General features: G+C 53.4%; 13 protein-coding genes and 1 tRNA gene. 8 read left to right on the forward strand and 6 right to left on the reverse strand.

Translation table 11 applies throughout. The features are described from left to right. Both LY631_RS14335 and LY631_RS20505 read right to left on the reverse strand, forming a co-directional pair. Positions 1-1,493: autotransporter-associated beta strand repeat-containing protein (locus tag LY631_RS14335; RefSeq protein WP_274426174.1), on the reverse strand; the 1,493-nt coding region annotated here is incomplete at its 3' end. A 371-nt stretch (positions 1,494-1,864) separates the two neighbouring features. Continuing rightward, entirely contained in the window at positions 1,865-2,644 is a 780-nt protein-coding gene (locus LY631_RS20505) for a BA14K family protein (RefSeq protein WP_445082890.1), read from the reverse strand. A gap of 63 nt (positions 2,645-2,707) precedes the next feature. Here LY631_RS20505 and LY631_RS14340 point away from each other — a divergent pair, with 63 nt between their 5' ends. Both LY631_RS14340 and LY631_RS14345 read left to right on the forward strand, forming a co-directional pair. Continuing rightward, positions 2,708-2,944, forward strand: a complete 237-nt coding sequence (locus tag LY631_RS14340; protein ID WP_274426175.1) for a DUF6074 family protein — start codon at positions 2,708-2,710, stop codon at positions 2,942-2,944. Between the two features lie 479 nt (positions 2,945-3,423). Further along, positions 3,424-6,075, forward strand: coding sequence for a TIR domain-containing protein (locus LY631_RS14345; protein ID WP_274426177.1), 2,652 nt, complete (start codon positions 3,424-3,426; stop codon positions 6,073-6,075). Positions 6,076-6,455: 380 nt separating this feature from the next. On the opposite strand, the gene LY631_RS14350 is transcribed toward LY631_RS14345, so the two are convergent. The 4 genes from LY631_RS14350 to LY631_RS14365 form a co-directional block, all read right to left on the reverse strand. Further along, complete coding sequence (locus LY631_RS14350; RefSeq protein ID WP_274426178.1) at positions 6,456-7,433, reverse strand: hypothetical protein; 978 nt, start codon at positions 7,431-7,433, stop codon at positions 6,456-6,458. 685 nt (positions 7,434-8,118) lie between these two features. Continuing rightward, positions 8,119-8,649 (reverse strand): hypothetical protein, encoded by a 531-nt coding sequence (locus LY631_RS14355; RefSeq protein WP_274426179.1) that lies wholly within the window; start codon positions 8,647-8,649, stop codon positions 8,119-8,121. A gap of 275 nt (positions 8,650-8,924) precedes the next feature. Beyond that, the gene (locus LY631_RS14360; protein ID WP_274426180.1) at positions 8,925-9,908 is read right to left on the reverse strand and encodes a tyrosine-type recombinase/integrase; all 984 of its coding nucleotides are present in this window, start codon (positions 9,906-9,908) and stop codon (positions 8,925-8,927) included. Between the two features lie 96 nt (positions 9,909-10,004). Beyond that, positions 10,005-10,079: transfer RNA gene (locus LY631_RS14365), tRNA-Thr, on the reverse strand. Positions 10,080-10,207: 128 nt separating this feature from the next. Here LY631_RS14365 and LY631_RS14370 point away from each other — a divergent pair. The 6 genes from LY631_RS14370 (at position 10,208) to LY631_RS14395 (ending at position 14,619) form a co-directional block, all read left to right on the forward strand. Next, a complete protein-coding gene (locus LY631_RS14370) occupies positions 10,208-10,402 on the forward strand; it encodes a hypothetical protein (protein WP_338000439.1) in 195 nt (64 codons plus the stop codon). A gap of 117 nt (positions 10,403-10,519) precedes the next feature. Then, positions 10,520-11,809, forward strand: a complete 1,290-nt coding sequence (murA, locus tag LY631_RS14375) for a UDP-N-acetylglucosamine 1-carboxyvinyltransferase (RefSeq protein WP_274426183.1) — start codon at positions 10,520-10,522, stop codon at positions 11,807-11,809. 87 nt (positions 11,810-11,896) lie between these two features. Beyond that, positions 11,897-12,337 (forward strand): DUF2948 family protein, encoded by a 441-nt coding sequence (locus LY631_RS14380; protein WP_274426184.1) that lies wholly within the window; start codon positions 11,897-11,899, stop codon positions 12,335-12,337. Between the two features lie 3 nt (positions 12,338-12,340). Further along, on the forward strand, positions 12,341-13,639 hold the full coding sequence (gene hisD, locus LY631_RS14385) for a histidinol dehydrogenase (protein WP_274426185.1): 1,299 nt from the start codon (positions 12,341-12,343) through the stop codon (positions 13,637-13,639). Further along, positions 13,626-14,111 carry a UPF0262 family protein gene (locus tag LY631_RS14390; protein WP_274426186.1) on the forward strand — a complete coding sequence of 162 codons (486 nt, stop codon included), beginning with the start codon at positions 13,626-13,628 and terminating at the stop codon, positions 14,109-14,111. Before hisD ends, LY631_RS14390 begins: the two co-directional genes overlap by 14 nt. Before the next feature lies 1 nt (position 14,112). Next, complete coding sequence (locus LY631_RS14395) at positions 14,113-14,619, forward strand: arsenate-mycothiol transferase ArsC (protein WP_445082891.1); 507 nt, start codon at positions 14,113-14,115, stop codon at positions 14,617-14,619. The last annotated feature ends 179 nt before the right edge of the window (positions 14,620-14,798 follow it).

Below are 14,798 nucleotides of genomic sequence, written 5' to 3' on the forward strand. Positions count from 1 at the left end.
GCCGTCTTGGCCGAGGCATGGATTTCGCCCGAGAGTTGGTCAAAGGAGTCGCGGATCACAGCGTCGGTATCCGGAAGCGCGGCAATGGCGTTGTAGACTTCATTGCCCGGGTCCAGGCTTTCCGCGCCTTCCGCTGTCGCTCTCTGGTTGCGGGTTCTCGCCTTGTCGACAAAGTCTATGTCATTGCGTGTCAGAATGAGATCGACGGTGTTGGCGCCATAGGAAAGCTCCGACGTCAGGAACGCATAGACGGAAGTAACGTCGCCGAACGTGCCGTCGATGCCGCCATCGGCGGTCAGGATAGTATAGCTCGAGAACGGATCATAGCTGCCATCGAGGCCAACATGCACCACACTGGCGTCGTTCAGATGTGCCATGCCCGTGGCGTGAATGCTGTCGCTGTCGGCGCCCGCCGGGTCGACCTCGACTTCATCGGTGGAACCGGAACTAAAGGTAATGTCACCGGCGACATTGAGCGTGCCGATCGAGTTGCCGGGAGCGACGGTGGCGCCGGAAGCAAGCGTCACAGCACCGATCGTGCCGGAGCCGCCCACTGTGCCGCCGTTTTCCACGGTGACCGTCCCGCCGAGGGTGCCACTGCCCGAGGTGTCTCCGACCAGCAATGTGCCGCCCGAGACGGTCGTCGCCCCTGTAAAGCCGGAATTGTCGCCGATCAGTGAGAGAGTTCCGGGGCCGATCTTGTTGATGCTGGATGTTCCGGAGAATGTCGTGTCGGCGCCGATGGAGATGTCGAAACTGTTGGTGTCGAACCAGAGGCCCCCAGTGCCAAGGGTGATATCGCCGAAGTTCTGAAGATAACTGGCCTGGTTTTCCGTGGCACGCAGGATACCGCCGTCGAAGTTGAGGGCGACGGTTCCGTCGCCACTGTTGGCCACGTAGGCGGTTTCGAGAACGCCGCGCCCGCTCCCGGTACTGCCGTTGAGATTGACTGTGCCTGAACCAGAGTTAAGACCGAGGACGACGTGGTCAGCACTCACCTTACCGCCATCATCGATCGTGAGCGTCCCGGTGCCATAATTGCCGATAGTTAGATTGCCGGAGTTCGTCCAGGTCGATCCGTCGCCCGAGACGGTTGCGGTGCTGGTGTGGCCGGCACCTGTGCCGATAGAACCGTCGAGGTTGGAGACTTTACCGCCATCCTTGATGATCAGTGTGCCGTCGCCGGCACTACCGACACGGAGCTTGCCGGAATTTGTCCAGGTCGATCCCGAACCGGTGACGGTCACGGTACCGCCGCTACCGACAGCATAGGCGATATAGCCGTCGACATTTGAGACCTTGCCGCCATCCTCGATGGAAAGTTCGCCGACAGTATAGAGACCGACAAAGAGATCCTTGTCGTTCAGGTCCCAGGTGGCCAGCGGGGGCGTCGGCATGCCTGGAACTACATGACCGCTGCCGCTAACCGACTGCGCCCGAGCCAGCTGGAAATCCGCTGTCACACAGGTCAGAACGGCAAGCGCCGTCGACATAGACAATGCATTCCGCAAAGCTTTCGACCCGCTTTGCTCCGATCCTGCGGCTTCTCCATTGCGTGCAAAAATCCCAGCCAATCGTCGCCCCTTATATCTATATATCTATGCGTCCAAGCAGATCCTGCCCCGCTCCGCTTTCCACCATCCACGCAGACGAACGGGACGGTGCGCACGCCTAGCACCGCAGATGCAGGAAACCCCCGTTTGTTTGGACAGGGCGGGCGAATAAATCGGCAGCGTTATATCGATTCTGTGGTGTGTTTTCCGTCGGGCGGGTGATTTGAATCGTCTGCCTGGTGCCCTTGTTAGCTCTAACTCCCGGTCCCCTGGCAGGATGAGCGGCCACTACACCCGAGCGCATCTGCATCTTATTCACACTGCCGCCGCGGGCCGCCGCCATATGGCTGGTAGGTGTTGTCCTCCGGTCGATATGAGCGGTATCTCTCAAGGCAAGATTGCACGTGCTCCGAATCCATAAGCGCGCTCGACGTAGATGCAGAAGAGCCTTGAGACGCGCTTATGGCGCTTGTCAGTTGCTCACGGGGCTCCGAATTTTCGTTGGCTTCGGAGTAAGGTGAAACGCACTCGCGTCGCGCTCCGCTATAGGCGTTGTATCTATTGTCCTCCGGGTTATAGGAGCGATACCGCTTCGAGCACCATGCAACGTGGGCCGCGCTTCGCTCTGAGGCTTCATCGGCGGTTGGCTCCGGAGACATAGCGGCGGTCGTTATCGGATCGATTGTTTGCTCAACGCCATTGCGCGCAGCATCAGCAGGATGCTGTTCTTGCGCTGCCGGTTTCGATGCCATTTGGTCGGTCTGCGTGCGGCCGCGCGGGGAGTGTTGGTTGGGGACCACCACCCTTACAGGCCCCTCGGTCAACGGTTCCGACGCGGTTGTTCCCAATGGGCGAACGGGTTCCGGCTCAGCCTTTAAGTAAAAAATCGCAGCACCTACACCACTGACGAAAGCGATGAGGGTAACGAAGAAGCCGCTTAGAAGGGCGATAAGGTACTTCATGTTGCGCGTTCCCATTTCTTTCCTCAAGAGCAGAATGAAACGCGTGGCGCGTAGTTCCCGATAGACCGAACTAGCGATGGCGAATGTTAAGGCGGCGCTCGGCCATCGGCCCTTTCTGTTTGCGGCCATTAACCATTCGTTGGCGGGCTGTCCTCCAGGCTGGCGCCGATTCTAAAACTTGGGAGAGCTGGTTTGAACGTAGTAGCGTTTCCGCTGTATCGTCGCCGGGACTGGGTGCAGGAACTCGCCCGCGGCCTGTCAGTGCGCGGCCACGAAGAGGCGAACCTCTTCTGGCGCGCTTTTGCAAAGCAGATGCTCGAACAACTCACTGCATGCGGAGTTCCCATGGAGGAAGCAAGAGAGGAGGTTCGAAATTTCTTCTACGTAGCGCTGGATGAAATGCAGAGCGCAATTGCTGAACGGTGTTAGTGAGACCTACTCTGTTGAGAACTACGCAGGGGAGTGCGACGAGAACGCCGGATCCAGATCATCTTCAGAAAAAATGTGCCCGTGCTAGCCGGGCGTGCGCATAATACGTGACGTAAGTTGTTGAAAAATAAAGCAGGGCAAACGCGTGCTCGCAGCGTGCTAGTCCTTTGCGAACTTTGGACAGCTCAATGAAACGCCAGTATTTCAGGGAGGTAGTGGTGCTGCTGGCGAGGATCGAACTCGCGGCCTCTCCCTTACCAAGGGAGTGCTCTACCACTCGTCGCCTGCGGCTCCGACGGAAAGACTGAACAAGTTCAGCTGCTTAACAGCAGTCTATGATCTTTCCTTGAGCTACACAAGTGAACTCTGGGACAGATTTCAAAGAAGTTCTGTGACGGTAGGGTGACAGTAGCCCCACCTTGATCCGCAAGGTCCACCTCTCTACGGTAGAACTTCCCGAGTCTAGAGCGCAATTTGTCATGACGCAGATATCTGTTTTCATTTCGTATAGCCATGCTGACGAGTGGCTAAAAGACGAATTAGTTTCCCACTTGGCTGCCCTGCGAAGGAAGGGCGATATTGATGTGTGGCATGATCGGCTTATTCCGCCAGGTGGGATGCTCGACACCCACATCGATGAAAAAGTTCGGTCTGCACAGATATTCCTCTTTCTCATCAGCCCAAAATTCATTCAGTCAGATTACTGCATGCATCGGGAATATGAGATAGCCCGGCAGCGACACGAAAAGGGCGAGGCCGAGATCGTCCCAGTCCTTATCCGAGCTTGCGATTGGGACGTAGCAGGACTCAAAAATTTCAACGCGCTTCCACCCGATGCAATCCCTGTCACCAACGGAGCCACACGCAAAGACGAAGATTCACAGCGTGATGCGGCATGGGTCCAAGTCATCGATGGCCTAAAGACTGTAATCGCCAACCTAAAAAAAAGTTTAACTCCACCGTCTTTAAGTGAGTCTTATCTTTCTTCTCTGTTTTGTATTGACTTTATTCGTCATCCAAACGCCCAACTCTTCGACGAGCGTGATATTTTTGTCGATCCTGAGATATATCACGAAAATGAGAAGGAGCAGATTGGCGAGTTTGCAACATTTGTATCTTCAATAGAGGAACAGCGCGCTGTAATCATTACTGGCGGAGATCGGTCGGGCAAAAGTCTTTTTGCGAAGAAGCTGCAAGCATTTCTTGATAGCAAGAAGCGACCTACTGTTTTAATTAGCGGAAAGGAACTGAAAAACGCCCACATTGAACGGTATATTAGCCGCGCAATTGAGGAACAGTATGGACTTAGTGGCTTCCTTCGCACAGGATTCGCAGTCATTCTTGATGATTTTGATGAGTGCCGCCTCCCAGACAGAATAAAGGAGAAAATAGTCAAGTGCCTTAGTGAAAAATATAAAAGTGTCATCATATTTTCATTTTCTAATGCACCGTCAGTTCTGTTTACTCCCGACGATCTACCTGATCCGCAGGTATATAGTATACTCCCTTTTGGAGACGAGAAATTATTCTCTCTTGTAAAAAAATGGAAGTGCATAGGACTGGAAACGGACGTTCTTGCAGACGACAGGGATATACTTGTCACCCATGAGAAACTTCAGCTGATTTTTGAACATTCCGAAATAGAAAAATCACCATATTCAGCTGTGACATTCTTAGAGCTCATAGAGTCGATTTCTGGTGGCGACCTCACAGTGTCATCGTTTGCTTCTTGCTACGACACGCTCATAACAAACAGACTAAAAAATAAGGGAACTGATTGGCGCTCATTCGATGAGGCAAAGAATTTTCTATCGTTGCTAGCCTACAGGGCATTTCGAGATAATGGGACAGGAACTCTGAGCCGTGAAGCTTTTCGCGAGAGCCTAGAAACATTTTCGCAACAATTTCTGTCTGATGTGGATGCACTAAAGGAAGCTGCCACTCCCGTTTTTATTGATGACAATAATGGTGATTTCTCTTTTAGAGAGGAGTATCTTTGGTACTTCCTTTGCGCTAGATATGTTGCTAAAGTATTGCTAAAAAACGATCGCGAAAAGTACACAGATTTTATTGACACTTGTACCGATAATATTTTTCAAAAAAAATATGCAAATGTAATTATTTTTATCGCTTACTTTTCTGATGATAACTACGTTATTAGTTCACTTACGCGCACTCTAGACAGTCTCTTTTCTAAAGCAGATGACTGGATTCTATCCGATAGATCTCGGGAGTTGATGCTAGGCATTCCGACGCAGGAACAGCTAGCGATCGAGTCCCGCGCGGACATCGTTGATAACAGAGTTGCCGTCATCCGAGAAAAGATTACAGATATCATCCGTGGTGCGGAAGATGTAGTGGCTAAGTACACTTTACCATTTCTCGTCTCTAGCATCGACGACTCGGAGCTCGTCGAGGAGATTGATCAAAAAGACTTGGATGCAGATTCCTACATGCGTAGCGTCAATGCCCTTTTGCGCATTCATTCTGTGTTGGGGCAAATATTAACTACAAGGTCAGGAACATATAATGCGGATCTGGTGCTCGCTTGTATTAGCAAGATGGTGCAGGCCAGCGGTAGGTATGCTTATCTGAATCACGCGATCGCAACGGTTCTGATCTATGATGCCGATGGCCACGCGGCAGAGGTAGATAGGGCAATAGATAGCGATATTCCCCTAGAGGAGAAATTTGAGAAGGTCCAAAGGATTTTCGGTTTTTGGTCGGTATATCTATCCCAGGCAGGATTAGCTCGATATCTCGCACAAGATCACTCGATCAGGGCGCTGGAACGCCTCGCGGCAAATTTTGAGGGGGAGGCAAGCGATGACCATTACCTTCCATTTAATTTTACATCGGTACTTATCATAGCCAGATTTTACCACCAAGGACGCGTAAACCGAAGAGACATAGAGTCATGCATCAAGAATTATGGAAGCGACAGCGCGATCATGCAGCTTTTGAGAGTAGCTTTCCATATATATTCATACTACATGCCGCTTGCTATTGAGGATAAGCAGTGGATTTCCACAAAATTGAACATGCCTTTAAAGCAAATTGAAGCGCAACGTTATAGGTCATCTACGCTTGGTCGTGAAATTCTAAAACACGCCAAAGGAAGTCGAAAATGACTATCTTCTTCAACAATGAAAAGTTAACACCGAGCATCGACGAAATGGTTCTCTCTTCCTCGATTTTTCAAACTCGTGAATTTTAAGACTTCAGCTTATCTGTTAGAGCCTGACGTAACGCTCTTTTTCATAGAACCCCACGGGTACCGGGGCGAGTGGACAGGGGGGGTATCCCCTTCTGTGTTCAGAACTTACCCCGGAAAAATAGTCGATAACTTGTTAACTTAAGATAAATAAAGTTCATCTTGGATTTTACGATTTTGCCACACCCAATAAAAGGCTGTACAATGACGTTCGTTATCCGGCAGGAGAATTTTGTACCAGAGATATCATCATGGCTCTCAGTAGCCTTATATGGCCGTTTTAGAGGTATTTAAAAGCTATCTAAGGCCCCTGTAGCGGTACCCCCAATTCTCACCTTTAATATTCAAAAAATCTAACCGTCTTTGTCGATAATAGGTGTATTCGGGACGCATCTCTACCTCTAGAACATGTTCCTCATAATCGAGCAGCCCTTCATTAGCTGCGGCATCAGCGTATTCTTGGAAGTTTTGGAAACCTAATCTCCTGACCAGTTCAGCGTCGTGGGGAAGCTCCGGAAACAATCTTTCGTCCTCGTCAATCGCTATTTCCCTACCGAGCTCTTCTCGAAACGCCCGCAACATTGCCTCTCGGAGTCTAGGCTGATGTCCGTCTCTTACGATGAAGCTGTCATGCACAGGAAGCGCTAATACATTCTGTTCCATTAACTGGTGCATCACACGTTCTGCGATGTCGGCGTCCCGCCGCTGAAGGCGTATACCGATACCCGTCCGGAAATGATGGCGAATGGCTTGGTGGCGCTCCTCAAGGGCCTCTCGAATTTGCCTCCAATCCCAACCTGGCGGAAGCTGGTCCCGGCGAGGCGCACGGATCTGCCCTCTGGCATTGATAATTTTGAAGACGGCTCTCTTTAACAGTCCTCGATAGATGGCCGGGACGCCTTCTAGAGCGTATGCGTCGCCTTCTAATTGTCGGCCTTCCATTGCGTAGAGCATCGCAATCTGCATGTTGGAAAAATCAAGCTCAGCCGTGGTAAGCCCATTGATCGTAAGAAAGCGCCTGTAGCGACTTTGGATTCCCTGCCACCAACCGCCGTAAAAGCGCCCTCCGTGCTCGAAGGTGCCATCGTTGAACACGCGGTAGAGCTTTCTCCGGAAAAGAAGGTCTATGTCACGACGGTTTGCCCTTCTGTCCCCGAACTCGTCCAGCTCTTCGTCGGGAGAGGTTGAGAGGCGACGGAACTCGTCATCCGGAATAAGCAAGTCTATCCAATGGTCATCCAAAAAGTCATTGAAGCGATTTAGCCGATCCTCCATGGCCCTGGTCTCACGGGTAGCCGGGAAGTCGGTAAAGCGTCCCGATCCTTCTTCTCCGTCTCGTTCAGCCCTCAAGCGAATAAGGGGAATTTCATGCTCCTGAAAGAGTAACGATATGAGGGGAGATTGGGGGTTATTATCTAAAGTGTTGTAAGGCGTGGTTGTTCATTCTCAAGGGGAACTTCAGGATCGACTTGCGGCAGTACTTCCTCCAGCTCCCTAATAAGTCTCTCTCTGGGCCTTACTCTTGTAGGATAACCAATATTCCTTTCATGATCATAATTACCACCGACTAATTCTATATAGGATGGGACTTGATGATGGAGAAAGTTTAAAACGCTATTAACATTTCTTCCACTTAAATTTCCAGGATTAAAATAATTGCTCCGATAAGACCTATTATTTCGAGGGATTATAACATACCGATTGTTATCCCTAAGATGTCAATGAAATAAATTTCCAAGTATTATTCCCAAGGTGATCTTTATGTTTCTGATGCTGTCTCGTCGAGGCCTTCTCCCCTCAGCATCCAGGATAGCTCTTGTTGTTGCTTCTAGATATGCATCAAACTGCTCCCCAAGCCGAAAATTCGGCCGGAGCCAACTGGCGTAATTGAATACGTGACGGTTTGGTGCGCGATAAGGCAATTTCACTTAGCCACTATTAAGCGGGTTGTAATTAAAACTTATTCCGCGTTGCGTGTTTCGACGGTGTATCCCTCACCTTGAAGAGGCCCCTTACAAACGTGCCAAATACCGTTTGCCAAGCCAGCGAACTCTAAGTCAATATAATCCGCCAACTCACCGACATCGCTAGCCGGATAATTGTAAAATCCGAAGAAACGACGCATGATATCTGATTGCCCACCATTTATGATATCATCTCTCGTTAATCGAATTATTTGAAATATTTCTTTACAGAAGTCTAATGGACTCCAATACGGAGATTGTAGGTCTATTGCACTGATAACTATTAATAGTCTATTTGTTCTTTTGACATGATAAATATCGGTATCAAACTTAACATCTTTGTCTTCATTACCGTTTCTCCTGTACATCCACTCAGCGCTTTTATTTATCTCCTTCGCTATCTCGTGCTTTGCAAAATCAAGTACCGTAACTGGTGTCGAATTCAGTACATCTACTGGGTTCCGGCTTTCTGCCGAAGAATAACTCACGCTAAGGAGCGTGCATAACATTATTATTGAAGATTTCACCACACCCTCCCTAGAATCACTCTAAACACCAACTATATCAGAATAAGCCAATTTAGCCCTGATCAGCTGATGGAGTGGCTGCAACGAAGAAGGCTACGCACCTGCGCGTGTAGATAAAAAATCCACGCCCCACACCCATTATTCGCCATCAATGTGTGGTCCATATTACAGCGAATAGGCTTTAGAAACCGATTCGACACGCATATGGTTCTAGTTATAAGCTTATTGTTTCTCACCTTGGGACGCGCAGCGCTTGCCGTCATATTGTCGCGACTCTAGTGCGAGCATAGTTTTCCTAAAACCCTTTGCCGATCTGCATGAGCATACCGCAAGAGCATCCTTGGGTCACGATGCCCACTTATGGAAGCCACTTCCGGAACTGTTAACCCCATTTCGAAAAACCGGCTGATTGCCTCGTGCCTAAGGTCGTGAAAGTGAAGATTTCCAATCCCGGCCCTTCTGACCAGCTTCTCCCATCCCAAGCGTATAGCATTCCCAGTTGTTGGAAACACTCTGCTGCAGTGTCGCGGCTGGTTAGCAAGAATTTCTAGCGCCTTGGCCGTAAGTGGAATTGTGCGCGAGTAGCCGTTCTTCGCCTCGCGGATCTTCAGCAAACTTCGTTCGAACTCGATATCCGTCCAACCCAAGTTCAATATTTCGCCTCTCCGCATGGCGGTTTCCACGAACAGCACTACTGGAAGCAGATTAGGGTTTCGGGACTTTCTTGCGCAATCTTGGAGTTTTTGAAATTCATCGTTCCGCAAGCGCCGATCCCTCCGGATTTCAGCCACGTTAAATCGCACCTGCGTAACCGGATTTTGGGTAAGAGGAATGGCCCAATCGCGAGTTGCCACGGTGAAAATGTGCTTTAAGACGGTGAACTCTCTCTTCAAACCGGATGGGCTGATCGATTGCAGCCTCTCGTCGCGGTATTCGGCAAAATGCGCTGAGGAAAGTTCACGGAGAGCTAACTTGCAGATGCGGTGTTGCCGAAACACCATTAGGACGTAGGATTCGGCAATCGCCGAGCGCTTTAAAGGCGTGACTTCATCGATGTACCGGTCTACCAGCTGGCCTAGAGTGGTTTTGCGCAGTAATGTTCCGTCGATAGTCAAAGCCCCTCGATCTGCCTGGACCTCTTGCTCTCTGGCCCACTGTAGAGCATCAGATTTATGCTGGAAGGTTTTGCTGATTGGGCGTTGGCCGGTTCTCCGCACCTGAACCTGCCATCTTCCGTTTCGTTTGCGAATGCTTGCCATCGTGTACCCGCTGTGACCATTTCGTGACAGCAGCGGAAGCTGAACAGTCCAATGTCGGAACTGAGAGCCAAACTAGAGCGAAATCAATTAGTTGAGTGGTGCTGCTGGCGAGGATCGAACTCGCGGCCTCTCCCTTACCAAGGGAGTGCTCTACCACTGAGCTACAGCAGCCGGCTGGATTCGAGCGGCCTTCTGCCATATCGGCGGGATGAGCGCAAGCGCTACCTCCATGATATAGGAGACAAGATAGCATTTCGCAGGGGTGTCAAAGAGCGAATCGGCCGACAAAGCCATTTCCAATGTTCAAAGGAGAGCGAGAAATGGGATCGAAGAAAGAAACCAGTGACAACAAGGACGAGAGGCAGAAACGTCTTTCCGCCGAGCTTCGCGCAAATCTGGCCAAACGCAAGGCACAGGCGCGCTCACGCCGCGCCGGCGCGGCCGATAACCGAACGGAAGGAATTCCTTCGCTAAAAAGAGAGAATCAGGATTGACTTGTTCCAGTCGGAACAGCGCCGCAAGAAAGGCACTTTCTTGAATAGAACATTACCATGCTCTACTGACCCAGACACAAAGTGAAAGGCGGGGCGAGCGCCCCGGGAAAGGAACCGATGGACCGCATACGGATTCGCGGAGGCAGCGCGCTCAATGGGACAATCCCGGTTTCGGGAGCCAAGAATGCGGCGTTGCCGCTCATGATCGCTTCACTCCTTACCGACGACACACTGACACTGGAGAATGTGCCTCATCTGGCGGATGTGGAGCAATTGATCCGGATTCTCGGCAATCATGGCGTTGACTATTCCGTGAACGGCCGGCGCGAGAACCAGGGCAAGAGCTATGCACGCACGATCCATTTCAATGCACGCAGCATTGTGGATACCACCGCGCCTTATGAACTGGTCTCGAAAATGCGCGCTAGTTTCTGGGTCATTGGCCCGCTTCTGGCGCGCATGGGCGAGGCGCGGGTCTCTCTCCCCGGCGGCTGCGCCATCGGCACACGGCCGGTGGATCTCTTCATCGAGGGCCTGAGAGCGCTCGGCACCGAGATCGATATCGAAGGCGGTTATGTGGTAGCCCGAGCCAAGAAAGGCTTGAAAGGCGCGCACTATAAATTCCCGAAAACCTCCGTGGGGGCCACCCATGTTCTGATGATGGCGGCTTCTCTCGCCGATGGCGAGACGGTGCTTAAAAACGCCGCGCGCGAGCCGGAAGTCGTCAATCTCGCGGAGTGTCTGAACGCCATGGGCGCCAAGATTTCCGGCGCGGGGAGCCCAACCATTGTCATCGAAGGCGTGCCGACGCTCTCCGGTGCACGGCATCGCGTTATCCCCGATCGGATCGAGACGGGCACCTATGCGCTGGCTGTCGCCATGGCCGGCGGCGACGTGCTTCTGGAGGGTGCGCGCACAGATCTCCTGGAGTCCGCGCTCGCATCGCTGGGCCGGACGGGAGCCGAGGTCACGCAGACCAATGCCGGCATCAGGGTCAGACGCAATGGCAGCGGCATTGCCCCGGTGGATGTCACCACCGAACCCTTTCCGGGGTTTCCGACCGATTTGCAGGCCCAATTCATGGCCTTGATGACCCGGGCGAAGGGCCAGTCGCGTATCACCGAGACCATTTTCGAGAATCGCTTCATGCACGTGCAGGAGTTGGCGCGTCTGGGTGCGCGCATCTCGCTGGATGGCCAGACCGCCGTTGTCGAGGGTGTTGATTCGCTGAAGGGTGCTCCCGTCATGGCCACGGATCTGCGGGCCTCGGTGTCGCTGGTGATCGCCGGCCTCGCGGCCGAAGGCGAGACGCTCATCAACCGCGTTTATCATCTCGATCGCGGGTTCGAGCGCCTGGAAGAGAAACTTTCGGCCTGCGGCGCAGAGATTGAACGCATTTCCGCCTGAGCCGAGGGCGGAACGTGAATCGCGGGAGCGTGTTGGGCGATGCAGAGGGACAAAGCGTTGAAACGCCCGTGGGAGAGCGCAAGCGGAATGGATGTACTGAAGCTGATCGCGTTGGATGAGGACGATCTCAGCATCATCTCCGCGCATGTGCAGGACGCGGTGATGAAAACAGGCGAGCTCAGTTTCGAAAAGCGCCAAAACCGCTTTATCGTCTCAATGAAGCGCTTCGCGTGGGAGAAGGAGAAAAAGGGCTTCTTCCGGCGCATGCCCCCTGAGCGACGCCTGAGCGTGCTGCATTTCGACCGGGTGCAGGCGGTCAAATCCGCTGGCATCGACATGCTGAAATCGGATGATGTGCTTTCCTTGCTTGCGGTGCGCTTTCTCCCCGGTGACGCGCCGTCTGGAACCGTGGAACTCGTCTTCTCCGGCGAGGCGACAATTCACCTCGAGGTCGAGTGCATCGAGGCCAGGCTGAGCGACCTCGGCGCAGCCTGGCAGGCATCCGCCAGCCCGCGACACAAGGTGTAATCAATGGCGGTGCGGCTTTCCACGCACGAAGAGTCTTTCGAGGCACGTTTCTCCGCGCTGTTGGCAGCCAAACGCGAAACCTCACGGGAAGTCGACAATACCGTCAGTGAGATCATTGCCCGCGTACGCGATGAGGGTGATGCGGCGCTGGTCGACTATACGCGAAAGCTCGATCGTTTCGACATCTCGAAAGCCGGGATGCGCGTCACGCACACGGAGATCGAGGCCGCCCGGAAGGCGGTGGATAGCGACACAATGGATGCCCTGCACCAAGCAAAGCAGCGCGTCGAGAAGCATCACGCCCGGCAAATGCCGCAAGATTCGCGCTACACGGACACCTTGGGCGTGGAGTTGGGCTGGCGGTGGACGCCCATTTGCACGGTTGGTCTTTATGTGCCGGGCGGGATGGCGAGCTATCCAAGTTCCGTGCTTATGAACGCGGTGCCCGCCCGCGTTGCAGGCGTCGAACGTATCGTGATGACGGTCCCCGCCCCCGAGGGACGGCTCAACCCGCTGGTTCTGGCGGCCGCGCATGTGGCCGGGGTGGACGAGATTTACCGCATTGGCGGGGCGCAGGCTGTTGCCGCGCTGGCTTTCGGCACGGAAACCGTGCCTGCCGTCGACAAAGTCGTCGGGCCGGGAAACGCCTATGTCGCCGCGGCCAAGCGGCAGGTCTTTGGCCATGTCGGCATCGACATGATCGCCGGCCCATCGGAAGTGCTGGTGGTGGCGGACAGCCGGAACAATCCCGACTGGATTGCCGCCGATCTGCTCGCCCAGGCCGAGCACGACACGGTCGCGCAATCGATTCTGATCACCAACGATCCAGAATTCGCCGATTCGGTGGAAATCGCGGTCGAACGCCAATTGAAAGAGCTCTCGCGCAGAGAGATCGCCGGTGAGAGCTGGAACAGTTTCGGCGCGGTCATCCTGGTCCATGATCTCAGCGAAGTCCCCGCGCTCGTCGATCGTATCTCCCCGGAGCACCTCGAGCTTGCGACCGATGCGGCTGAGGAGCTTCTTGCCAAGATTCGCAATGCAGGCGCTGTCTTCATGGGCCGCCATACGCCGGAAGTGATCGGCGATTATGTCGGCGGTTCAAATCACGTGCTGCCCACGGCCCGTTCGGCGCGATTCTCCTCGGGCCTTTCCGTGCTTGATTTCGTCAAGCGCATGTCAATCCTGAGATTGGGCAGCGAGCAGCTTCAGGCGCTTGCTCCGGCAGCCATTGCCCTGGCCAAGGCAGAAGGACTCGAGGCACACGGCCGCTCTGTCTCGATTAGGCTCAATGTGCAAGGCTGACACAGGCAAGGCGCGGCTGATAGATGTCGAGCTGGACGAGACCATAGGACGCGCCACGCCCGATATCGAGCACGAACGGGCGGTCGCCGTATTCGACCTCGTCGAGGAGAACAGTTTTCAGCCCGTGGGCGACAAAACCGGCGGGCCGTACAAGCTGAAGATTTCACTGGCCGATGCGCGGCTCGTCTTCAATGTTCTACGCGAAAATGACGAGGTGGTCGTCGCGCATGTCCTCTCGCTGACACCCTTCAAACGCATCGTAAAGGACTACTTCCTCGTCTGCGACAGCTACTATGAGGCAATCCGAACGGCCACGCCGAGTCAGATCGAAGCGATCGATATGGGCCGGCGTGGTCTTCACAATGAAGGGTCACAGACGCTGATGGAACGCCTCGAAGGCAAGATAGAGGTGGATTTCGACACCGCGCGACGTCTGTTTACGCTTGTTTGTGTCCTGCACTGGCGGACATGAGATGGTGCCTTTGTCGCCCCACAGCATAAAGGGCCGTGTGAGCAGAATAAAGCGGCCGAAACATGCCAAAAGGGGCAGACCGGATTCCGTTTTGTTCCTGTGCGGGCGCAACGAAATTCGCTCCCCCATAGCCGAAATGCTTGCCCGACGCTTTCTACCACAATCGGTTTTCGTGACATCGGCGGGTGTCCGCGAAGGTTCGCGCAATGGGTTCGTCGACAGTGTTCTTGCGGAACTGGATCTCTCCCTCGGCGATCGGGAGCCTCGGACGCTCTCCGAAGTGGAAGACACCTATTTCGATCTTATCGTCACGCTTTCCCCGGAAGCGCACCACTGCGCATTGGAACTCACACGGCATATGGCGGTTGAAGTCGAATACTGGCCGACGCTCGACCCGTCCGTCGTTGAAGGCTCGCGCGATCAGGTGCTGGAAGCCTACCGACGCGTGCGCGACGGTCTTGCAGAACAGATCATCGAACGTTTCGGCGAAGGTGTGCGGCAGGTCTAGAGCCTGTTATGAATTTGGGCTAAAGTTGCGTTGGCCCAAATCCACAACAACATCTAAAACAAGATTGTTCACAAACGCCGGCGAATGGGCTAGGTTCCGCGCGATTTCGGCCAGGCTGGATCATTCTCCCGTGTTCGGAGGAAATCCGGGGCGCGGCCCAACAGGTTTGTCAAAGAAGG

Source organism: Chelativorans sp. YIM 93263 (assembly GCF_028767125.1).
Lineage (GTDB): Bacteria > Pseudomonadota > Alphaproteobacteria > Rhizobiales > Rhizobiaceae > Chelativorans.